19 protein-coding genes and 1 tRNA gene are annotated in these 19,232 nt (G+C 64.7%); 9 read left to right on the top strand and 11 right to left on the bottom strand.

Going from position 1 to position 19,232, the window contains the following annotated elements; genetic code table 11:
* Positions 1-105 precede the first annotated feature (105 nt).
* The 4 genes from HU770_RS00270 to HU770_RS00255 all read left to right on the top strand — a co-directional run bounded on the left by HU770_RS00270 (position 106) and on the right by HU770_RS00255 (position 4,962).
* Positions 106-495, top strand: a complete 390-nt coding sequence (locus tag HU770_RS00270) for a nuclear transport factor 2 family protein (RefSeq protein WP_186662867.1) — start codon at positions 106-108, stop codon at positions 493-495.
* A 92-nt stretch (positions 496-587) separates the two neighbouring features.
* Positions 588-2,087 carry a cytosine permease gene (locus tag HU770_RS00265; protein ID WP_186660288.1) on the top strand — a complete coding sequence of 500 codons (1,500 nt, stop codon included), beginning with the start codon at positions 588-590 and terminating at the stop codon, positions 2,085-2,087.
* Positions 2,088-2,100: 13 nt separating this feature from the next.
* Complete coding sequence (locus HU770_RS00260) at positions 2,101-3,531, top strand: aldehyde dehydrogenase family protein (protein WP_186662866.1); 1,431 nt, start codon at positions 2,101-2,103, stop codon at positions 3,529-3,531.
* A gap of 213 nt (positions 3,532-3,744) precedes the next feature.
* Positions 3,745-4,962, top strand: coding sequence for a DUF3422 domain-containing protein (locus HU770_RS00255; RefSeq protein WP_186662865.1), 1,218 nt, complete (start codon positions 3,745-3,747; stop codon positions 4,960-4,962).
* A 28-nt stretch (positions 4,963-4,990) separates the two neighbouring features.
* Here the strand turns inward: HU770_RS00255 and HU770_RS00250 are convergent, their stop codons facing one another.
* Genes HU770_RS00250 through HU770_RS00240 form a run of 3 tightly spaced genes read right to left on the bottom strand, consistent with a single transcriptional unit; the run spans position 4,991 to position 9,183 of the window.
* Positions 4,991-7,393 carry a DUF3772 domain-containing protein gene (locus tag HU770_RS00250; RefSeq protein WP_186662864.1) on the bottom strand — a complete coding sequence of 801 codons (2,403 nt, stop codon included), beginning with the start codon at positions 7,391-7,393 and terminating at the stop codon, positions 4,991-4,993.
* Positions 7,394-7,449: 56 nt separating this feature from the next.
* Positions 7,450-8,508 carry a bifunctional DNA-binding transcriptional regulator/O6-methylguanine-DNA methyltransferase Ada gene (ada, locus tag HU770_RS00245; protein WP_186662863.1) on the bottom strand — a complete coding sequence of 353 codons (1,059 nt, stop codon included), beginning with the start codon at positions 8,506-8,508 and terminating at the stop codon, positions 7,450-7,452.
* Between the two features lie 48 nt (positions 8,509-8,556).
* The gene (locus HU770_RS00240) at positions 8,557-9,183 is read right to left on the bottom strand and encodes a DNA-3-methyladenine glycosylase (protein WP_156310551.1); all 627 of its coding nucleotides are present in this window, start codon (positions 9,181-9,183) and stop codon (positions 8,557-8,559) included.
* A 172-nt stretch (positions 9,184-9,355) separates the two neighbouring features.
* Between HU770_RS00240 and HU770_RS00235 the strand changes: the two genes are divergently transcribed.
* Both HU770_RS00235 and HU770_RS00230 read left to right on the top strand, forming a co-directional pair.
* Positions 9,356-9,871, top strand: coding sequence for a sigma-70 family RNA polymerase sigma factor (locus HU770_RS00235; RefSeq protein WP_186660297.1), 516 nt, complete (start codon positions 9,356-9,358; stop codon positions 9,869-9,871).
* Positions 9,858-10,814 (top strand): FecR domain-containing protein, encoded by a 957-nt coding sequence (locus HU770_RS00230; protein ID WP_186660299.1) that lies wholly within the window; start codon positions 9,858-9,860, stop codon positions 10,812-10,814. The genes HU770_RS00235 and HU770_RS00230 overlap by 14 nt, the downstream gene beginning before the upstream one ends.
* Positions 10,815-10,826: 12 nt before the next feature.
* On the opposite strand, the gene HU770_RS00225 is transcribed toward HU770_RS00230, so the two are convergent.
* The 3 genes from HU770_RS00225 to HU770_RS00215 form a co-directional block, all read right to left on the bottom strand.
* On the bottom strand, positions 10,827-11,984 hold the full coding sequence (locus tag HU770_RS00225) for an MFS transporter (protein ID WP_186662862.1): 1,158 nt from the start codon (positions 11,982-11,984) through the stop codon (positions 10,827-10,829).
* 78 nt (positions 11,985-12,062) lie between these two features.
* Complete coding sequence (locus HU770_RS00220; protein ID WP_167334465.1) at positions 12,063-12,206, bottom strand: hypothetical protein; 144 nt, start codon at positions 12,204-12,206, stop codon at positions 12,063-12,065.
* A gap of 138 nt (positions 12,207-12,344) precedes the next feature.
* The gene (locus HU770_RS00215) at positions 12,345-13,559 is read right to left on the bottom strand and encodes an MFS transporter (protein WP_033701358.1); all 1,215 of its coding nucleotides are present in this window, start codon (positions 13,557-13,559) and stop codon (positions 12,345-12,347) included.
* Between the two features lie 192 nt (positions 13,560-13,751).
* Between HU770_RS00215 and HU770_RS00210 the strand changes: the two genes are divergently transcribed.
* Both HU770_RS00210 and HU770_RS00205 read left to right on the top strand, forming a co-directional pair.
* The gene (locus HU770_RS00210; RefSeq protein ID WP_186662861.1) at positions 13,752-14,675 is read left to right on the top strand and encodes a FecR domain-containing protein; all 924 of its coding nucleotides are present in this window, start codon (positions 13,752-13,754) and stop codon (positions 14,673-14,675) included.
* 95 nt (positions 14,676-14,770) lie between these two features.
* Positions 14,771-14,847 (top strand) — tRNA-Met (locus HU770_RS00205).
* Positions 14,848-14,963: 116 nt separating this feature from the next.
* Here the strand turns inward: HU770_RS00205 and HU770_RS00200 are convergent.
* Entirely contained in the window at positions 14,964-15,581 is a 618-nt protein-coding gene (locus tag HU770_RS00200) for a LysE family translocator (protein WP_033701361.1), read from the bottom strand.
* Positions 15,582-15,702: 121 nt separating this feature from the next.
* On the opposite strand from HU770_RS00200, the gene HU770_RS00195 reads away from it, so the two are divergent.
* Complete coding sequence (locus HU770_RS00195) at positions 15,703-16,620, top strand: LysR substrate-binding domain-containing protein (protein WP_186662860.1); 918 nt, start codon at positions 15,703-15,705, stop codon at positions 16,618-16,620.
* Here the strand turns inward: HU770_RS00195 and HU770_RS00190 are convergent.
* From HU770_RS00190 to HU770_RS00175, 4 genes are all read right to left on the bottom strand, one after another.
* Positions 16,560-17,144, bottom strand: coding sequence for a D-Ala-D-Ala carboxypeptidase family metallohydrolase (locus HU770_RS00190; protein ID WP_186662859.1), 585 nt, complete (start codon positions 17,142-17,144; stop codon positions 16,560-16,562). The genes HU770_RS00195 and HU770_RS00190 overlap by 61 nt on opposite strands.
* Before the next feature lie 75 nt (positions 17,145-17,219).
* The gene (gene can / locus HU770_RS00185; protein ID WP_033701363.1) at positions 17,220-17,858 is read right to left on the bottom strand and encodes a carbonate dehydratase; all 639 of its coding nucleotides are present in this window, start codon (positions 17,856-17,858) and stop codon (positions 17,220-17,222) included.
* Positions 17,859-17,909: 51 nt separating this feature from the next.
* Positions 17,910-18,365, bottom strand: coding sequence for a ribosomal protein S18-alanine N-acetyltransferase (gene rimI, locus HU770_RS00180; RefSeq protein WP_186660307.1), 456 nt, complete (start codon positions 18,363-18,365; stop codon positions 17,910-17,912).
* The gene (locus tag HU770_RS00175; RefSeq protein ID WP_186660309.1) at positions 18,362-19,147 is read right to left on the bottom strand and encodes an energy transducer TonB; all 786 of its coding nucleotides are present in this window, start codon (positions 19,145-19,147) and stop codon (positions 18,362-18,364) included. Before HU770_RS00175 ends, rimI begins: the two co-directional genes overlap by 4 nt.
* Positions 19,148-19,232: the final 85 nt, after the last annotated feature.

The raw sequence follows: 19,232 nt of genomic DNA, 5'->3' as shown, positions 1-19,232 counted from the left end.
ACTTCACAATTTCCTGAACTGATTATTTGCCCCCAGCGATTTTTCCCCTCGCCCACCGCCACCAGAATCGCTCACCACAATCACAAAAACCGTGAGGCCACTCCCGTGGACCAGACACTCCAGGTACGGCAGGCCGCCGCCGACCTCGTCGATGCCTTTGCCAGCAACGACACCGCTCGCTACTTCGCCTGCTTCAGCGAAGACGCCACCTTCCTCTTCCACACCTTGGCCCAGCCGCTGTTGTCGCGCCGCGCCTATGAAGACCTCTGGGCCCAGTGGCAGGCCGAAGGCTTCGCCGTGCTGGCGTGTGAATCGGGCAATGCCCAGGTGAGCCTGCAAGGCGACGTGGCGATCTTCATGCATGATGTGGCCACGCATATCCGTATCGCCGGTGACGAACACCAGCTGGCTGAACGCGAGACCATCGTGTTCCGCCGCCACGGCGAACGCTGGCTGGCCTGCCATGAGCACCTGTCGGTCGTCACCACCGCCTGAACCTTCTTTTGCGGCCTTGCCGCTCTGCCATCGCACCCACAATAAGGCCCGCGCACCGCGCCGGCCAACAACAACCGCGCTGGAGCATCACCATGAGCCAATCGACCGGTATCGAGACCAACGGTGTCGAACAGATCCCCGACGATCAACGCCACGCCGCCCCGCTAGACCTGTTCCGCCTGATCTTCGGCGGTGCCAATACCTTTGCCACTGCCGTGCTGGGCAGTTTCCCGGTGCTGTTCGGGCTGTCGTTCCAGGCCGGGGTCTGGGCAATTTTGCTCGGGGTCGGCATCGGCGCCATCATCCTCGCCCCCATGGGCCTGTTCGGTGCGCTCAACGGCACCAACAACGCGGTGTCTTCGGGCGCGCACTTCGGCGTGCACGGGCGTATCGTCGGCTCGTTCCTGTCGTTGCTCACCGCCGTGGCGTTCTTCTCGCTGTCGGTGTGGAGCTCGGGCGATGCCCTGGTCGGCGGTGCCAAGCGCTTGGCCGGCTTGCCGGAAACCGACTTGACCCTGGGCCTGGCCTATGGCCTGTTCGCGGTGCTGGTACTGGTGGTGTGCATCTTCGGCTTCCGCTTCATGCTGTGGGTCAACAAGATTGCCGTGTGGGCGTCGAGCCTGCTGTTTCTGCTAGGCATCGTCGCCTTCGCCGGTCCGTTCGATGCCGGATACGCCGGCAGCGTCAACCTCGGCCAGGCGGGTTTCTGGGCCGCCTTCGTCGGCGCGGCGATCCTGGCCATGAGCAACCCGGTCTCGTTCGGTGCCTTCCTCGGCGACTGGTCGCGCTACATCCCGCGGGCAACCCCCAAGCCGCGCATCATGCTGGCCGTGATCGCCGCCCAGGCCGCGACGCTGATCCCCTTCCTGTTCGGCCTGTGCACCGCCACCCTGGTCGCCAGCCAGGCGCCGGACTACATCGCGGCCAACAACTACGTCGGCGGCCTGCTGGCGGTCTCGCCTAGCTGGTTCTTCCTGCCGGTGTGCCTGATCGCGGTGATCGGCGGCATGTCCACCGGCACCACTGCGCTGTATGGCACCGGCCTGGACATGTCCAGCGTGTTCCCGCGCCTGCTCAGCCGTGCCGGCGCCACCTTGCTGATCGGCGTGCTGGCGATCGGTTTCATCTTCATTGGCCGCTTCACCTTCAACCTGGTGCAGAGCGTGTCGACCTTCGCCGTGCTGATCATCACCTGCACCAGCCCCTGGATGGTGATCATGATCCTCGGCCTGATCACCCGCCGCGGCTTCTACCATGCCGATGACCTGCAGGTGTTCACCCGTGGCCAGCGCGGCGGCCATTACTGGTTCACGCACGGCTGGAACTGGCGCGGCATGGGGGCGTGGATCCCCAGCGCGGCGGTCGGCCTGTGCTTCGTCAACCTGCCGGGGCAGTTCGTCGGCCCGCTGGGCGACCTGGCCGGCGGCATCGACCTGAGCCTGCCGGTAACCCTGGGGCTGGCCGGGGTACTTTACCTCGTGCTGCTCAACCTGTTCCCTGAACCTGCTGGCGTGTATGGGCCTGATGGCCCGCGCTGGGTGCGCTGCAAACGCACCCCGCATGCGCCGCTAATCACTGCCGAAATAGCCTGACTGGAGTCTGCCCATGACCACTTCTCACTACATCGCCGGCCGCTGGGTCGAAGGCCAAGGCAGCGACTGCATCAGCGTCAATGACCCTGCCCTGGGCCTGCCCTTCGCCGAATTGATGGCCGCCAGCGTCGCCCAAGTCGACCAAGCCGTGGCTGCCGCCCGCGAGGCCCTGCACGCCTGGAAGCAGACCGGCACCGGCCAGCGTGCTGCGTACCTGCGCGGCTTTGCCGAGCAGCTCGGGCAGCGCCGTGAAGCGTTGATCACCCTGCAGATGCGCAACAACGGCAAGCCGCGCCACGAGGCCGAAATCGACCTGGACGACGCGATTGCCACGTTCAATTACTACGCCGACCTGGCTGAGCAGTTGCCGCAGAAAAACTGCGACGTACCTCTGGCCGCGCCTGGCTTTACTGCCCGCACCCGTCTGGAGCCGGTTGGCGTGGTCGGCCTGATCGTGCCGTGGAACTTCCCGCTGGTGACCAGCGCCTGGAAGCTTGCCCCGGCCTTGGCCGCAGGCTGCACCGTGGTGCTCAAGCCCTCGGAGGTTACCCCGCTGATCGAGCAGACTTACGGCCAGATCGCCGATACCCTGGGCCTGCCCGCAGGTGTGCTGAACATCGTCAACGGCAAGGCCGAAACCGGCGCCGCGCTGAGTGGCCACAATGGCCTGGACAAGTTGTCGTTCACCGGCAGCAACAGCGTCGGTAGCCAGGTGATGCGCAGCGCTTCGGCGCAGTGCCGGCCGGTGACCCTGGAGCTGGGCGGCAAGTCGGCGATCGTGGTGTTCGATGATTGCGATGTCGAGCAGGCGGTGGAATGGATTGTCGCCGGCATCAGCTGGAACGCCGGGCAAATGTGCTCGGCCACCTCGCGCTTGCTGGTGCAGGACGGCATTGCCGATACACTGCTGCCGCGTTTGCAGGCTGCACTGGACAACCTGCGGGTGGGCAACCCGTTGAGCGAAGAAGTGGACATGGGGCCACTGACCAGCCAAGCGCAGTGGCTGAAGGTTGCCAGCTACTTTGCCACTGCACGGGAAGAGGGTCTGCAGTGCCTGGCCGGTGGCAAGGCGCTGGACCGTGACGGCTGGTTTGTCAGCCCGACGTTGTATGTGGACGTGCCGGCAGACAGCCGCCTGTGGACTGAAGAAATTTTTGGCCCGGTGCTGTGCGCACGCCGCTTCGCCACCGAAGCGCAGGCAATTGCCGAAGCCAACGACAGCCGCTTCGGCCTGGTCGCCACCGTTTGTTCAGCGGACCTGGAACGCGCAGAGCGGGTGGCCGATGCCCTGGACGTTGGCCATGTGTGGATCAACTCGGTGCAGGCGGTGTTTGTCGAAACGTCGTGGGGCGGCACCAAGGGCAGCGGCATTGGGCGAGAGCTCGGGCCTTGGGGGTTGTCGGGGTATCTGTCGGTGAAGCATGTGACGCGGTGCCTGGGCTGATATCGCTGGGGCCGCATTGCGGCCCTTTCGACGGCAAGCCAACGCCTACAGGGATAGCGCCAGCGCTCGAATGGCGCGCCAACCTGTGCGAGCTGGCTTGCCGGTGAAGAGGCCAGCACAACCAATAGAAATCTCCCGCGCGTGACTTTGCCCTCCCCCCGCCAAGTCCCACTCCCTGGTACCCCCACAATCACAACACCAGGCCGGACCACCATGCACCCTCAACGCACCGCCTTGCACAACGAGCTGCACGCCCGCCCGTCGCTGTATTTCGATGGCCCTGCGCATGTCTTCCACCTCGCCCTGCTGGGCGGCGATGCCGCCTGTAACGCGCTTTTGCAGCGCTGCTGCCCGCAGGCTGCAGATGCCGGCGCTGCGCAAGGCATCACCCAGCTCGATGGCCACCCGTTCAAGTGGGAGCGCCATACCGAGTTCTTCACCCTGACCCTGGTAGTGCCCTGCTCGGCCGCCGACACCCAATGGCAACCGCTGCCTGCAGTGCTGGCCGATGCCATCGCGCCCCAGGCGGCGCAATTGATCAACGCGGTGCAAGTGCTGGTGCGCGACGAGCAGGACCTGAACCTGCCCGATTACGGCTTCAAGGACCCCTGCGGCTCCTGCGTCGGCGGTGGCGATGCGGTGGTGTGGAGCGACTTTCGCCTGACCGCCGACGGCACCAACCGCTTCCTGTTCATCAACCGCCGCCTCAATGCCTACCGCCAGGGCCGCATGATCCGGCGCCTGCTGGAGATCGAGACCTACCGCATGATGGCCTCGCTGACCCTGACCACGGCCAAGGCGCTGAGCCAGGAACTGGACGCCTTCGACAAGACCCTGGTGAGCCTTTCCGAACGCAGTGCCGGGGGCGATGGCCGCGACTCCAAAGGCCTGCTCGACGCCATCGCCCACCTGTCGCGGCAGGTGGTCAGCCGCACCGTGAAAACCCGCCATCGGTTCGGCGCCACGCAAGCTTATGCGCAGCTGGTGTTCGAGCGCCTGGGCGAATTGCGCGAGAGCCATGTGGGCGATTGCCAACGCCTTGGGGTGTTCATCGAGCGCCGTTTCAAACCAACGGTGCGCTACTGCGCGGCGACCGAGCAACGGCTGGAGCAGCTGGCGAAGAACGTCGCCAACCTGGGTGACCTGTTGCAGGCGCGGGTACAGGTGGAGATGGAAGAACAGAATGCCGGGATTCTGCACAGCCTCAATGCCCGGGCCGATGCCCAGGTGAAGATCCAGCGGGCGGTGGAGGGGCTGTCGATCATCGCCATCACCTATTACCTGCTGAACCTGTTCAAGCTGCTGTATGGCGGGTTGAATGTGCTGGGGCTGGAGCTGACGGCGAAGGATGCGCTGATGGCGATGGCGCCGCCGGTGTTGCTGGTGCTGCTGGTGATATTGCTGCGGATCAGGCAGGCCAAGCAGCATTGAAGCGGGGGCGCTGGGCGCCCCCCAATACTCACGCCGGCTCGTCGGCCGGGCGCGAACCTTCCTGCAGCAACACCATGCTCTGCGGCGAAGACAAGGGGATCCCCTCATCACGCAACCGCCCAAGAATGGTGAACAGCAGGTCACTGCGGGTGCCGGACACCTGCCGCGGCCCGGCCACGTAACCACTGACCGCAATCACCATGCCACTGCTCGTCAGGTCCTTGAACGACACCGAACTCGCGGGTGCATCCAGTATCGCTTCGTGCTCGTGATACGCCGCCAGCAGCAGGTCGCGCACGCGGTTGGCATCGGTTTCCAGCGGCAAGGTCAGGGTCACGCTGACCACCCCAAGGGCATTGCCCATGGTCACGTTGCGCACGTTCTGCGAAATGAACTGCGAGTTGGGCACGATCACCGTCGAGCGGTCAGACATCTGTATCTCGGTGGCGCGCACGTTGATGCGGCGGATGTCACCCTCGACACCGGCCAGGCTGACCCAGTCGCCCACCTTTACCGGGCGCTCGGTAAGCAGGATCAGACCCGAGATGAAGTTCTGCACGATCTGCTGCAGACCAAAACCGATACCCACCGACAACGCACTCACTACCCAGGTCAGGCTGGTCAGGTTGATACGCAGGGTCGACATCACCAGCATGGCCAGGAACAGGAAGCCCAGGTACCCCACCAGGGTCACCAGCGAGGCACGCATGCCGGCGTCCATGTCGGTTTCCGGCAGCAGGCGCTCGCTCAACCAGCGCTTGAGCACACGGATGCCGAACATGCCGCCGAAGAACATCGCCACGGCCAGCAGGATATCTTGCGGCACGATGTTCAAGTTGCCGAGCATCTTGCCACCGGTGCCATCCCAATCCCCCAGGCTGAGCAGCAACTCACCGGGGCTGGTGCCCGAAGGCGTGAAGGCCAGCAGTACCGCCAGGAACAGCAGCACGGTACGGCCGATGCCAGCCAAAATGGTGCTGGCCTGGGCCTGATGGCGTGGAGCCAGGCCCAATGTCGATGCCAGGGCCAGGCCGCCCGGTTGGCGGGGCGACAGCAGGGTTTCGCACAGGTCACCGAGGAAGGTGGTCAGCAGGTAGGCACAGGTCGCCACCACGCTGATCCACAGCAACTTTGCCGTAAGAAAGTACGCCAGGGTCAGGAAACCGGCCAACAGGGCCAGTACGATCAGCCCCACCCATACCACGATGACGAAGGGGATCAACCCCGCCAGGCCAGTCGGGCGTTCCAGCTCATGCTTGCGCAAGGTGCGGCGGTAGCGCAGCAAGGCCACCGAGAAAATTACCGCCACCACCAGCGCAGTCAGGCCGTTGGTCGCCACGGTCAGCGCCAGGCTGGTACCGATCACACTGTTGATGCGCTCCTGGGTCAGCAGCACCATCAACGCCAGGGCCAGCAGTTTAGGGAACCAGCCCAGGGCGCTGGCCACCTCATCGTGGATCGGTGGCAGGCGCCAGGACGGGCGCTGCAGCATCAACATGGCGCGGCCCAGGCCTGAAATGAAGGCGCTGAACACCACCAGAGTAAGGATGTGGTTAGCCAGGCTGGCGATATCCGTGCCCAGCTCGGCGCTGCTTTCCAGGCCCCAGCGCAGCAGCGACACGGAACCGGCGATGGTGCCCAGCGTCGCCAGGCTGACGCTCAGGGCCAAGGCGCTGCGGCGCAGGCGGCCTTCGGGTAGCCAGCGGATCATCGCATCTGCCAGCAAGCGCTCAAGCAGCCGACGAACCAGCGTCCACACCAGGATGGCCGCCACCAGGCTGCTGAGGAAAAACCAGCGATGTTCGGCACTGAACGCGCTGGCCACGGCATCGGCCGCCTCGCCACGCAGGTCGCGCAAGCGTGCCACGTCTTCATCGGTGGGGCGGATCAGCGACTGCCAGAACGCGGGGGTCAGCGGGCTGGTGGCGCGGCTGGTGACCTGCGAGTTGAACTGGCTGCGGCGCAGGTTGACGATCTGCGTGGACAGGTCCCGGGCCGACTGGGTCAGCTTGGTGGCCTGCTCCTGCTCGGCCAGCACGGTCTTTTTCTGCGCTTCGAGGTCCTTGCGCTGAAGGGTGATGCTGGCAGGCTCATCCGGCTGCTTCGGGCCCAGCACCTTGAGCTTGTCGTCCAGGCCTTGCACATCGGCAGTACGCAGCGCACCAAGGGCATCGGCCTGCCGCTGAACCTGTATGGCAGCCTGGCGCAGTTGCGAAAGCACATCGTCATTGGCGCTGCTGGTCACGCCCTGGCGGATCAGGTCGAGTCGATCACTCAACTGTTCAAGGCTCGCGTTCTCGTCGAGCACCGGCAACTCGGCAGCCGCCAGGCTGGCGGCTGGCGGGGCCGGAGCGGACCAGGCCGGAGTGGCCAACGCCAGCATCAGGGCCAATACGCCTAGGCAATAACGGGCAAGGCTGAGACGCCTCATCGAACAATCCTCTATGCATTTCGATTTGGCGGGGGATTCTACGCGGCTTCACGCGATCAGGAGAGTGCCGTTTCTCGCTTGAGCAGTTGCTGCTTGCGCTCCACCCCCCAGCGATAGCCGCTGATGTCGCCGTCGCGACGTACCACCCGATGGCAAGGAATGGCCACGGCAATGCGGTTGGCCGCGCAGGCCATGGCCACGGCGCGGACCGCCCTGGGTGCGCCGATACGCTCGGCGATGTCGGTGTAGCTGACCCGACAGCCGGCAGGTACCTCACGCAAGGCCTGCCAGACCCGCTCCTGAAATGCCGTGCCTTGGATATCCAACGGCAGCGCAAGGCCCAGCGCGGGGGCTTCCACAAAGCCCACCACCTCGGCGACCACCCGCTCGTATTGGATATCACCGCCGATCAGCCGAGCGTTGGGGAACTGGTCCTGCAAGGCCTGCAACAGGAGCTCGGGGTCATCGCCCAGCAGAATCGCGCAGATACCCTTCTCGCTCTGGGCAACGAGGATCGCCCCCAGCGAACACTGGCCCAGCGCAAAGCGAATGGTCGCCCCTGCCCCGCCGGCACGGTAGGCCTTGGGCCGCATGCCCAGGCGCTGCCCGGCACTTTCGTAGAACCGGCTGTTGGAGTTGTAGCCAGCGTCGTAGATGGCATCGGTCACCGAGCGCTGATCCTGCTCCAGGTGCTCACGCAGGCGTCGGGCGCGAAACGCAGAGGCATAGGCCTTGGGGGTGAGGCCGGTTTCGGCCTTGAACAGGCGGTGCAGGTGAAAGGGGCTGACCGCGAGCTGCGCGCTGAGCTGGTCCAAGTTTGGCCCGCTGGCAGCGCCCTCGATCAGGCGGCAGGCACGCGTCACCAGCTCGCTGCGCCGGGTTGCACTGGCACCGCTGTCACCCGCGCAACGCTTGCAGGCGCGGTAGCCGGCGGTTTCGGCGGCGGCGGTATCGTTGTAGAACGCGATGTTCTCGCGCTTGGCCATGCGCGACTTGCACCCTGGTCGGCAGTAGATACCCGTGGTGCGTACGGCATAGACGAAGTGGCCGGCGGCGGCGCTGTCACGGGCCTGCACGGCTTGCCAGCGCTGCTCGGGGGTGGTGTAGGGTTTCATCGCGGGTTACCTCTTGTCTGTCTCGCCTGTACCGCCAATGCAAAAACATCAGGCCCGCCACAGGTACCAGGCTGCCACGGTCCGGTACGGGCACCAGCCACCGCCCAGCGAGCGCATCTGCGCCGGCGTCGGTGCTTTCTCCAGCCCCTTCAGTCGACGATACCCCTCGCGTACCGCGAAGTCGTCGACCGGCAGAATGTCCGAGCGCTCAAGGCTGTAAATCAGCAACATCTCCACCGTCCAGCGCCCTACCCCACGCAGGGCCACAAGGCGTTCGATCAACACCTCGTCAGCCATGGCCAGCGCCTCCTGGCGGCTGGGCACCAAACCCTCGAGCCGAGCTTGGGCAATACCCTGCACGGTGGCCGTCTTGCTCGCCGAGAAGCCGCATGCGCGCATCGCTTCAGGTGTCACGGCCAGCAATTGCTCCGGGGCGGGAAAACTGCCCTCGGGGAACAGCGCCAACAGCCTTCCCAGAATCGACTCGGCGGCGCGGGCATGCAACTGCTGGTAGGCAATTGCCCGTACCAGCGCCTCATAAGGCTCGCGCCCGGGCGTTGCCTGGTGCAGGCACGGCCCGATCGCGGCAATGTGCCGTGCCCAGTCCGGGTCCGATGCGGCCAGGTGTCGGCTGGCCTCGCGGTAAGCTTCGGGCGAAAGGTCAGCCAGAATCATTGCGCCTCCAACAGGTCGATGACAGGCCCAGCTTAGCCCAACCGTTCATCGGTGAAACGCCGGATCTTGCGAGGCTAATTCCTGGCATACCATTGATCCGCGCCGCGCTCCGCGCATAGAATTGAGAACTATTCACAATCACGCACGTTCACCGGATCAGGCCTTCGCTACGATGCAGACCACCGACACGCTCAAGCCGACCGAGGTTGCTCTGCTCTATCAGTCCCACCACGCCTGGCTCAGCGGCTGGCTGCGCAGCCGGGTCGGCTGCCACGAGCATGCCGCCGACCTCGCCCAGGATACCTTCGTGCGGCTGTTGCGCGCCCGCCAGGCTTCGCCGCTAAAGGAACCCCGCGCCTACCTGAGCGCCATCGCCCGCGGCCTGATGATCGACCAATTCCGCCGCCGCGCCCTGGAGCGGGCCTACCACGAAAGCCTGGCCCTGCTGCCCGAAGCCGAGGTGCCCAGCGAAGAACACCGGCTGGTCATTCTCGATACCCTGGAGCGCCTCGACCGCGCCCTGCACACGCTGAAGCCGCGTACACGTCAGGCCTTTCTGCTGGCCCAGATCGACGGGCTGAGCATCACGCAGATCGCCGTGCAGCTCGACGTGTCCCGCGCGACGATCGAGCGCGACCTGGCCAAGGCCCTGGGTGTCTGCTACCGGTTGCGTTATGTCGACCTCTGACGGCGCGCCCGCACAGGCCCAGGTCGACCAGGCCATCGACTGGCTGGTGAAGCTGCGCTTCGACAACCCCAGCCCGCGCACCGAGCGGCAATTCCAGCAATGGCTGGCCAGCCATCCGCACAACCCCAAGGCCTGGCAGCGCGTCAGCAACCTCAGCGACGAATTGGCCGGGCTGCCCAAGGCCCTGAGCCGCAGCACCCTCGACGCCAGCCAACGCCAGCGCAGCAGCCGCCGTGACCACCTCAAACTGCTGGCGCTGCTGGCCGCCGGCGGCAGCCTGGGCTGGGCCGCGCGCGAACCGTTGGGCCTGCCGCAGCTACTGGCCGACAGCAGCACCGCCACGGGCGAACGCCGGCAATTGCACGGCAGCGATGGCAGCCGCATCCAGCTCAACACCGACAGCGCCATCGGCCTGCGCTACAGCGCCGAACAACGTCAGCTTGAGCTGCTACGGGGCGAGGTGAGCCTGGACAGCAACGCCAACGACAACCGCCCTTTCCGCATCGATACCCGCGTTGGCACCCTGGGCACCCGCGACGGGCAACTGCTGCTACGCGAAAACGACAAGGGCTTGCTGCTGGCAGTACGCGGTGGCGAGGTGACGTTGTTCCCCGCCTCTGCCCACGCACGGTTGGTGCATGCCGGCGAAACGCTGCAAGTGCAGGCCAACGGCAACTTGCAGGCCGTCAGCCTGCACAGCGACCCTTGGGGCTGGACCGACGGCGTGCTCAGCGTGCAACAGATGCCGCTGGGGGAATTTACCGCCGAACTCTCGCGCTACCGCCCGGGCCTGCTGCGCTGTGCTGACGACGTGGCAAACCTCAAGGTCTCCGGCACTTACCAACTGGCCGACACCGAGCAGATTCTGCAACTGCTAGCCCGCAGCCTGCCGGTGCGGGTCGACTACCGCACGCGTTACTGGGTGAGCATCGGCGCCGCCTGAAAAAACCTGTGATCAGTCCGCCACTGCGCGCAACCGCCCTGCCCGCCGGTACGACTGCCGGGCAAAGCAGACAAACAGCCCCGCCATCAGCGCCAGCGCCATCGGCAACCCGTGCGGCGCCACATCCATCGCCGCGCCGCTGACCAGCGGCCCGACCAGGCTACCCAATCCCCATAGCAGGCCGACACTGGCATTGGCCGTGACCAGGTCCTGCCCTTTGAAGCGCTGCCCGATCAGCACCAGTGCCAAGGTGTAGATGCCCCCCGCTACAGCGCCCAGCACCACCAGCAGTGGCCACAGCAACCAGGTCATCTGCAGCAACCACGGCAGGCCGATGCCGATCAGCATCGCCACCAGGCCGCACACCAGGTGCAGGCCGGTGCGCTCGACCCGGTCGGCCAACCAGCCCAATGGCAGCTGGAACAGCATGTCGCCGGCAAACACCACCGTCACCATCAGCGCCGCCACGCCTACGGCAAAGCCATGGCTGGTGGCATATACCGGCAGCAGCGACAGCACCACGGCATCGAAGAAGGAGAAGAACAGCACCGCCACGCACAAGGCTGGCGCCACGCGGAAGAAGCCGGCCAGGCCAAAGCTCTTTTCGCCTTCTTCATGCTCCACATAGTCGTTGGGCACCGTCAGCACGATGCACAGCAGGGCCAGGCCATAGCAGGCGGTGACCACGCCGGTGATCCATGGGCTGTTGGCCCCCAGCACGGCCAGCATCGCCGGGCCGAGTACCTGGAAACCGGTAAAGCTGGTGGCGTACAGGGCCATGATCTTGCCGCGATTGTGCTCGGGGCACAGCTCGTTGACCCAGGACTCGCCCAGAATGATGGCAACCCCCATGCCGATGCCCAGGCCCAGACGCAGCAGCGCCAGCAGCCAGATCGAGTCGAAGGCCGACTCCAGCAAGGCGATGCTGACGGTGCACAGGCTGAAGCACAGCAGGTAGATCGTCCGCCGGGTCAGCAAGCGGCAGCAGGCGTCGACCATGAACGCCGAGAGCATCATCCCCGCTGCGGGGATGGCTGAGATGATGCCGATTTCCAGGGTGCCTGCGCCGGCCTCATGCAGGCGCAACGACACCAACGGCAGGCTGGCCCCCAGGCTGAAGCCCACCACCGACACGGCGAACAACAGGCCCGCCAGCAAACGCATGTTCATTTACCACTCCTTGCAAACCGAAAAGACGAGCAAACACGAGCGCGCACGCCAGGGCGGCGGACGACGCAAAAGCGCAGATCAGTTCAGGGCAAGGTGTGGCGAGAAGGTGAAGGCAAACAGCACGCTGCGCCGACGCTTGAGCACCGTGTCACTCGGCCACGCACGACGCAGTGCCTGCAGTGCAGGCTGGCGAGCATTTGGCAGGGACGGGTTACGGCGCATTGCTTTGACTACGCAGGTTGGAGAAAAGAGGCGGCACTCTAGGCCAAGCCAGGTGGAATCGTCAATCCAAGGGCCGCTCGCAATCCCTGTAGGAGCGGCCTTGCGTCGCGATGGGCTGCGCAGCAGCCCCCAAACGCCTCAGCGCTTACGCGTACTAGGCAAAAACACCGCCAACAACCCGAACAACGGCAGGAACGAGCACACCCCATACACATACTCGATACCGCGCAGGTCCGCGACATAGCCAAGCAGCGCGGCGCCAATCCCACCGAAGCCGAACATCAAACCGAAGAAGATCCCGGCAATCATGCCCACGCTGCCCGGCACCAGTTCCTGTGCATACACCACAATGGCGGAAAACGCCGATGCCAGGATGAAGCCGATCACCACGCTCAGCACCGTGGTCCAGAACAGGTCGGCATACGGCAGCGCGAGGGTGAAGGGGGTGACCCCCAGGATGGAGAACCAGATCACCGCCTTGCGCCCGATACGGTCACCGATCGGCCCGCCAAAGAACGTACCCGCCGCCACCGCGCCCAGGAACAGGAACAGGTGCAATTGCGAGCTGGCCACCGAAACGTCGAACTTCTCGATCAGGTAGAAGGTGAAGTAGCTGGTGAAGCTGGCCATGTAGAAGTACTTCGAGAATACCAGCAGGCCCAGCACGATCAGCGCCGCGATCACCCGCTTGCGCGAGATGCCATGGGTGGCCTGCACGGCCTTGCGCGCCTTGGCCTGGTTCAGGTGCTCCTTGTACCAGCCCCGCAGCATCAGGGTCACGGCGAAGAAGAACAGCCCCGCCAGGCCGAACCAGGCGACGTGCGTCTGCCCGAACGGGATGACGATGGCCGCCGCCAACAGCGGCCCCAGCGCCGAGCCGGTGTTACCGCCCACCTGGAAGGTCGACTGGGCCAGGCCAAAGCGCCCACCCGAGGCCAACCGTGCAATGCGCGAAGTCTCTGGGTGGAAGGTGGACGAGCCGATGCCGACCAGCGCCGAGGCCAGCAGGATCATCGGGAAACTGCCGACAAAGGCCAGCATGACGATGCCCACCAGTGTGCACAAGGTGCCCAGCGGCAGCAGGTTCGGCGCAGGCCGACGGTCGGTAAAGAAGCCCACCCAAGGCTGCAGCAGCGAGGCAGTGATCTGGAAGGTCAGGGTGATCATGCCGATCTGGGCGAAGCTCAGGTCGTAGTTGGCTTTGAGCATCGGGTAGATGGCCGGCAGCACCGACTGGATCAGGTCATTGATCAGGTGCGCCAGGGCGCAGAAACCGATGATGCGCATCACCAGGGGGTTGGCAGGGTTCGCCGCTGCGCTGGTGGAAGCCGTGGAGGTGCTACTGGTGGCCATGTGCCTGAATCTCCGTCCGCAGATTTGGGATCCGATTATCAGGAAACAAATAGATACATAGCTACCTTTTTTATCCCTCCGTCGAGACGTACTTGTAAATGGTTCTCAATATATTTAGCATCCTCGACTCATTCCCCTGTCATCGTTGGGCGAAACGGCCCCTATCGTGAGCAGACCGATCCCATGAGCCCGATGCCCGCCAAACAATTCCAGCCCGACCCGCAGCAGGAAGCCCTGGAGTGGTTCTCCCGTTTGCGTCAGCCCGGGTGTGACGAAGGCGAACGCCAGGTGTTCGCCGCCTGGTGCCAGAAGCCGCAAAACGCCCAGGCTTACGCTGAGCTGGAAACCTTCTGGCAACAGCTGCAACCCGCACCGGCTCGCCTGCAACCCCGGCAGCTAACGGCGCGCCGCAGCCACCTGGGCAAATGGCTGGCGCTGGTGTTTCTACTGGTGCTGGGCGCCTTGGCCTACCTGTACTGGCCGCTGATGCAACGCTTGGGCAGCGAAATGCACACCGACGTTGGCGAACGCCGCAGCCTGCGCCTGGCCGACGGCTCGACCGTGCACCTGGACAGCGCCAGCGCGATGAACGTCGACCTGCGCGGGCGTACCCGCCAGTTGCACTTGGTACAAGGCCAGGTCTACCTCGAAGTACTGCTCGATGGCCGCGCCATGGAAGTGGACGTGGGCGATGCGCGCATCCAGGTATTCGGTACCCGCCTGCAAATTGCCCGCTTTGCCGACCACAACGAACTGGTGGTGCTCAGTGGCAAGGCGATGGTGGTCCAGGGTGGCGAACAGCGCCTGGTCTCTGCCGGCGAACGGGTGACATTCGATGCCACACGGATCGACCCTGTACAAAAAGCCGACATGAAGACCGCCGACAGTTGGCGCAACGGCCGCCTGCGAGCCACCGACATGCCGCTGGGGCAGGTGTTGGAGCGCCTGGCGGGGTACCAGGGGCAACGCCTGTGGATGCTCGACGAGCAGGCCGCCCATCGACGCGTGAGCGGCGACTTCAGCCTCGACCGCCCTGCCGAAAGCCTTGCCGCACTGGCCAGCACCCAGCAATTGCAGCTGCAGGGCGTGCTCGGCCACTGGCTGATCGTGCGCTGAGGCCTGCCCTGGCGGCTAAGTTTTTGAAAGCGTGCAAATTTTTTTTGAAATGAGTGTTGACAGAGGGGCATCACAAGGGAATAATGCGCGCCATTGGCTACATAGCTCAGTTGGTTAGAGCATAGCATTCATAATGCTGGGGTCCGGGGTTCAAGTCCCTGTGTAGCCACCAAACATGATAAAGGGCTTACCGAAAGGTAAGCCCTTTTTCTTTGCCTGCGAAAAAGCACAGCCTGAGCTGTTTGGGCGCGGCCTATATGGCCAGCACCCCAACTTGCAATCGTCACATCAACGCACACCTGTGACTGCCACCGCCAAGCCCAGGCCGATCAATGCCAGCCCGATCACCCGGTCCACCAGCCGCTGTCGCTCGATCATCGCCTTGCGCAACGCCGTGCTGGAGAAAAACACGGCCACCAGACTGAACCACAGCCAGTGAGCAAAAGACATGAACGCGCCGTAGGCGAAGTCCAGTGCCAACGGGCTGCCCGGCTGCACCACTTGTGTGTAGGCGCTGATGACGAAGAGCATGGTCTTGGGGTTCAAGGCATTGGTGAGAAAGCCGGTGCGCAGCGCGGCCGCAAGGCTGGCGCCAGTGTGCCGGTCGATACCGTCCAGGCTGATGCGCGCGGTGTTGGTCAGCGATTTGTAGCCCAGGTAGACCAGGTAACCCGCGCCCACCACCTTCATGCACAGGAACAGCGTCGGGCTCTGGCTGATGATCACCGCAATGCCCAGTACGGTGTACAGCACATGCACCTGTACGCCCAATGCAATCCCCACCGCAGCCGCCAGCCCGGCCTTGCGCCCCTGTGCATAACTGCTGCGGGTGACCATGGCGAAGTCGGCGCCAGGGCTGATGACGGCGAGGACGGTGAACAGGGCTACGGCGATGAGTTCGGTCATTGGCGGGTCTCGATAGGCGATGGAAATGCACAGACGCGCCGATTATCCTGGGCTTATTAACTGGGAAAAATCGATTTATAGTGGCGGTTATCCGCTAGTTTTTCTCACAGACCAGCACAGCATGAAACTGCCGCCCCTCAACGCTTTCCGCTACTTCGACATCGCCGCCGAAACCGAAAGCTTCGTGCGCGCCGCCGAGCGCCTGCACGTCACCCATGGCGCGGTCAGCCGTCAGGTACGCCTGCTCGAAGCAAGCCTTGGCGTCGAATTGTTCGAGCGCCGCAACCGGGCCATTTTCCTCACTGCCGCCGGCCGCGCCCTGCAGGGCACCACCCAGGCCATGTTCGAACAGCTCGAAGGCGCCGTGCAGCGCCTGCAACAGCAGGCCAGCGACAATGTGCTGGTACTCTCCTGCGAGCCCACCATCGCCATGCGCTGGCTGATCCCGCGCCTGCCCCACTTCAACGCCGCCCACCCCGACCTGCAGCTGCATCTGGTAGCCGCCGGTGGGCCAGTGGACTTTACGCGCAGCGGCGTCGACCTGGCGCTGCGCCGCGATGACTTCCATTGGGACCGCCAACTCCATCACCGCAAGATCTGCGACGAATGGATCGGCCCAGTGTGCCGCCCCGGCGCCGTCACCAGCCTGGATGGTCAACGCCTGCTGCACAGCCGCACGCGGCCCAGCGCCTGGCCCACCTGGCTGCGCCTGAGCACGCAACGGGCCAGGCACACCGAGCGCAGCGACTATGAGCATTTCTACCTGTCGATCCAGGCCGCCAGTGCAGGCCTGGGCCTGGCCATGGGCTCAGCGCTGATGGTGCGCGACGAGCTCGACAGCGACCAACTGCAGGCCCCCTTCGGCTTCTTGCGCGACGGCTCTGCCTATCACCTGCTCAGCCCGCAGCCGCTGGACGATGGCGGCAAGCGCCAGCGTTTTGCCGAGTGGGTTATCGATGAATGCGAGGCGTGCCTGGTTCACCTGGGCCTGGTGCAAAACGACGAGCCCGCACTGCCATCACCACCCCAGGTGCGATAGCCGGCGGTGTCGATGTGGATGCGACCTGACGGATAACGGCCCAGGCCCATGTTCCAGGCATGGCCGTGTTGTTGCCAGAAACTGCACAGTGGGTTGGGGTCGGCCCAGGCCGGCAACAGGATATCGACGGCGAATGCGCGGGTATGGGCGCTACCCACGGCACCGCCCGCACATCGGTTGAGGCTGGGGTCGCGGTAGGCCGAGACCACTTCGAACTGGCGCAGGATGCCCTGGTCGTCGAGGGTGTTGAGCAATGACAGCGTCGAGCGCACTGCGGGCCATTGGCTGGCAGGTGGCACGGCGAAGGGGGATGCCCGGCACAGCTTCCAGTCAGAGGCCGAGCGAAGCAGTTGATGGATCGGCACCACCCCGTACAGCCGGGCATCCACCAGCATTTCGCGGAAGGGGCGTGTTTGATGATCGCCGGCCCATTGGGCGAACATCCACAGGTCACGGTCATCGGCGTGCGCGACACTAACCACCCACATGCCCATTGCCATCAGCAGCCACTTCGCGCCTGTCATCCCCACTCCCCTGCTCAACGAGATCGAACACCCTGTTTCAAGTTATGTAAGCAGAAACGCAGGGCAACACACCGCCTACTCCAACGCCCGCAACCGATACTGCGGTGGCAGTTGGGCAAAGCCGCTGATGGTGGTGTCCAGGCTCTTCCAACGCCCGTCCTTGATGCCATAGATGCAACCATGCACCGACAGCTCCTGCCCGCGATGCCAGGCGTTCTGCACGATGCTGGTGTGGGCCACGTTGGCGACCTGCTGGATGACGTTCAGCTCGCACAGGCGATCGACCTGCGCCTCTTCGGTTTCCAGCTTGGCCAGTTCGCCGCGTTTTTCGTAGTACAGGTCGCGGATCGAACGCAGCCAGCCGTCGATCAGGCCGAGCTGGCGGTCCTGCATGGCAGCGCGCACGCCGCCGCAACCGTAGTGGCCGGTGACCAGGATGTGTTTGACCTTGAGCACTTCGACGGCGTACTGGATCACCGACAGGCAGTTCAGGTCGGTGTGCAGCACCACGTTGGCGACATTGCGGTGGACGAACAGGTCGCCAGGCAGCATGCCGACGATTTCATTGGCCGGCACGCGGGCGTCGGAGCAACCGATCCAGAGGAACTCGGGGGTTTGCTGACGGGCCAGTTTGGCGAAGAAATCGGGGTCACGCTGGGTGATGGCATCGGCCCAGCGTGCATTGTTGTCGATCAGTTCCTGCAGGTCGTGCATGGTCTTGCCTCATCAGGTTGTACCTGTGTGACAAGGCCTGCACTCGAGGGGTCACTCCTCGAACAGGGTGCAGGCCATCACCAGGGCATCTTCACGGCCGCCGGCCATCGGGTAGTAGTCACGGCGGCGGCCGATTTCGTTGAACCCGTAGCGCTCGTACAACCGATAGGCCGACTGGTTGCTGGCGCGCACTTCCAGGAAGCATTCGCGGCCATTGAGCTGGTAGGCCCGCGCCATCAGGTGCTCAAGCAGACGCAGGCCCAGGCCGAACCCTTGGTTCTCGGGTTTGACGGTAATGTTGAGCAGGTGCGCCTCGTCGATGATCACATTGATCACGCCATGGCCGACCTGCTGCTGGCCGTCGAACATCAGCCACACTTCGTAGGACTTGAGCGCATCCTGAAAGATTCCGCGGGTCCAGGGATGGCTGAACGCGGCATATTCGATCTTAAGCACGGCATCCAGATCCGCCTCGGTCATCGGGCGGAAACTGATCGAGTCACTCATTCAACGCTCTTCCAGCGCGCCATCAGCTGGCGCATGGCTTGCCAGACGTCCGCCTTGCGCTGCGGCTCGTCCATCAACAGTTCAAGGCCCGGCAAGGCCCAGGCATCGCCCAGGCCCTCAAGCTTCAGTGTTTGGTAGTAGGTGTGCGCGTCGGTATTGCCGGCAAAGCGCAGCGCGGGCAGGCCGATCAACCACAAGCAGGTACAGGGTGCCTCTTCCAGGCGGGCCTGGATGAACCCCTGGACGAAATCGCGTGCAGCGTCCGGGCCTTGGTCCATGTTGCCGCGCACCAGCAGCGGCCAGCGCACCGGCTCACCGATGATCTGTGGGGCATCGGGCAGGCCGGCGGCGCGCAGCATGTCCTTGAGCAACAAGTAGGACGGGTCGCGGCTCTGGAACGGCTGGCCGGTGGCCAGTTCCACCAGCAGCAGGCAGCTGCCGGCGCGCAGCAGTTGCAACGAGAAGCGCGGTGGCGGCACCGGCACCGGGCGCGGTGCGGGGGCTGGCTCTTCGGCTTCGACGGGCTTGGCGGCAGGCTTGGGGCTGCTGCCTGGGCGCGGAATCTCGATTTTCGGGCGTTCGCCGCTGCGCGCCTGGGGGGCGGCAGGGGCTTCGTTGGCGGCGGGCGCTGGCTTGACGTCGAAGTCAAGGTCTTCGACCGGCGCCACCGGCAACAACAGTTCCGGGCGCGACGGTGCGGCGAACGGCAGTTCGGCGCGCGGCAGCCAGTGCACCACTTGCATGGCGGAAAGGTAGGCGCGGCGACGGGGTTCGGTCAGCACGAGGCGGGTATCCGGGGGGTTATATCAATCGGGCATTGTAACGCGTACGGCGGGGTTTTTGCAGCGCCTGGGAGACCAAGCGCCG

Origin of the sequence: Pseudomonas sp. SWRI68, assembly GCF_014269165.1 — a bacterium.
GTDB classification, from domain to species: domain Bacteria; phylum Pseudomonadota; class Gammaproteobacteria; order Pseudomonadales; family Pseudomonadaceae; genus Aquipseudomonas; species Aquipseudomonas capeferrum.
Note: the sequence above shows the minus strand (reverse complement) of the source record. Positions and strands in the feature narration are given on the sequence as shown.

Excerpts from the sequence above, each read along its gene's own strand:
- HU770_RS00265 (WP_186660288.1), top strand. The coding sequence starts at position 588 with ATGAGCCAATCGACCGGTATCGAGACCAACGGTGTCGAACAGATCCCC.
- HU770_RS00260 (WP_186662866.1), top strand. The coding sequence starts at position 2,101 with ATGACCACTTCTCACTACATCGCCGGCCGCTGGGTCGAAGGCCAAGGC.
- HU770_RS00255 (WP_186662865.1), top strand. The coding sequence starts at position 3,745 with ATGCACCCTCAACGCACCGCCTTGCACAACGAGCTGCACGCCCGCCCG.
- HU770_RS00250 (WP_186662864.1), bottom strand. The coding sequence starts at position 7,393 with ATGAGGCGTCTCAGCCTTGCCCGTTATTGCCTAGGCGTATTGGCCCTG.
- ada (WP_186662863.1), bottom strand. The coding sequence starts at position 8,508 with ATGAAACCCTACACCACCCCCGAGCAGCGCTGGCAAGCCGTGCAGGCC.
- HU770_RS00240 (WP_156310551.1), bottom strand. The coding sequence starts at position 9,183 with ATGATTCTGGCTGACCTTTCGCCCGAAGCTTACCGCGAGGCCAGCCGA.
- HU770_RS00235 (WP_186660297.1), top strand. The coding sequence starts at position 9,356 with ATGCAGACCACCGACACGCTCAAGCCGACCGAGGTTGCTCTGCTCTAT.
- HU770_RS00230 (WP_186660299.1), top strand. The coding sequence starts at position 9,858 with ATGTCGACCTCTGACGGCGCGCCCGCACAGGCCCAGGTCGACCAGGCC.
- HU770_RS00225 (WP_186662862.1), bottom strand. The coding sequence starts at position 11,984 with ATGAACATGCGTTTGCTGGCGGGCCTGTTGTTCGCCGTGTCGGTGGTG.
- HU770_RS00220 (WP_167334465.1), bottom strand. The coding sequence starts at position 12,206 with ATGCGCCGTAACCCGTCCCTGCCAAATGCTCGCCAGCCTGCACTGCAG.
- HU770_RS00215 (WP_033701358.1), bottom strand. The coding sequence starts at position 13,559 with ATGGCCACCAGTAGCACCTCCACGGCTTCCACCAGCGCAGCGGCGAAC.
- HU770_RS00210 (WP_186662861.1), top strand. The coding sequence starts at position 13,752 with ATGCCCGCCAAACAATTCCAGCCCGACCCGCAGCAGGAAGCCCTGGAG.
- HU770_RS00200 (WP_033701361.1), bottom strand. The coding sequence starts at position 15,581 with ATGACCGAACTCATCGCCGTAGCCCTGTTCACCGTCCTCGCCGTCATC.
- HU770_RS00195 (WP_186662860.1), top strand. The coding sequence starts at position 15,703 with ATGAAACTGCCGCCCCTCAACGCTTTCCGCTACTTCGACATCGCCGCC.
- HU770_RS00190 (WP_186662859.1), bottom strand. The coding sequence starts at position 17,144 with ATGACAGGCGCGAAGTGGCTGCTGATGGCAATGGGCATGTGGGTGGTT.
- can (WP_033701363.1), bottom strand. The coding sequence starts at position 17,858 with ATGCACGACCTGCAGGAACTGATCGACAACAATGCACGCTGGGCCGAT.
- rimI (WP_186660307.1), bottom strand. The coding sequence starts at position 18,365 with ATGAGTGACTCGATCAGTTTCCGCCCGATGACCGAGGCGGATCTGGAT.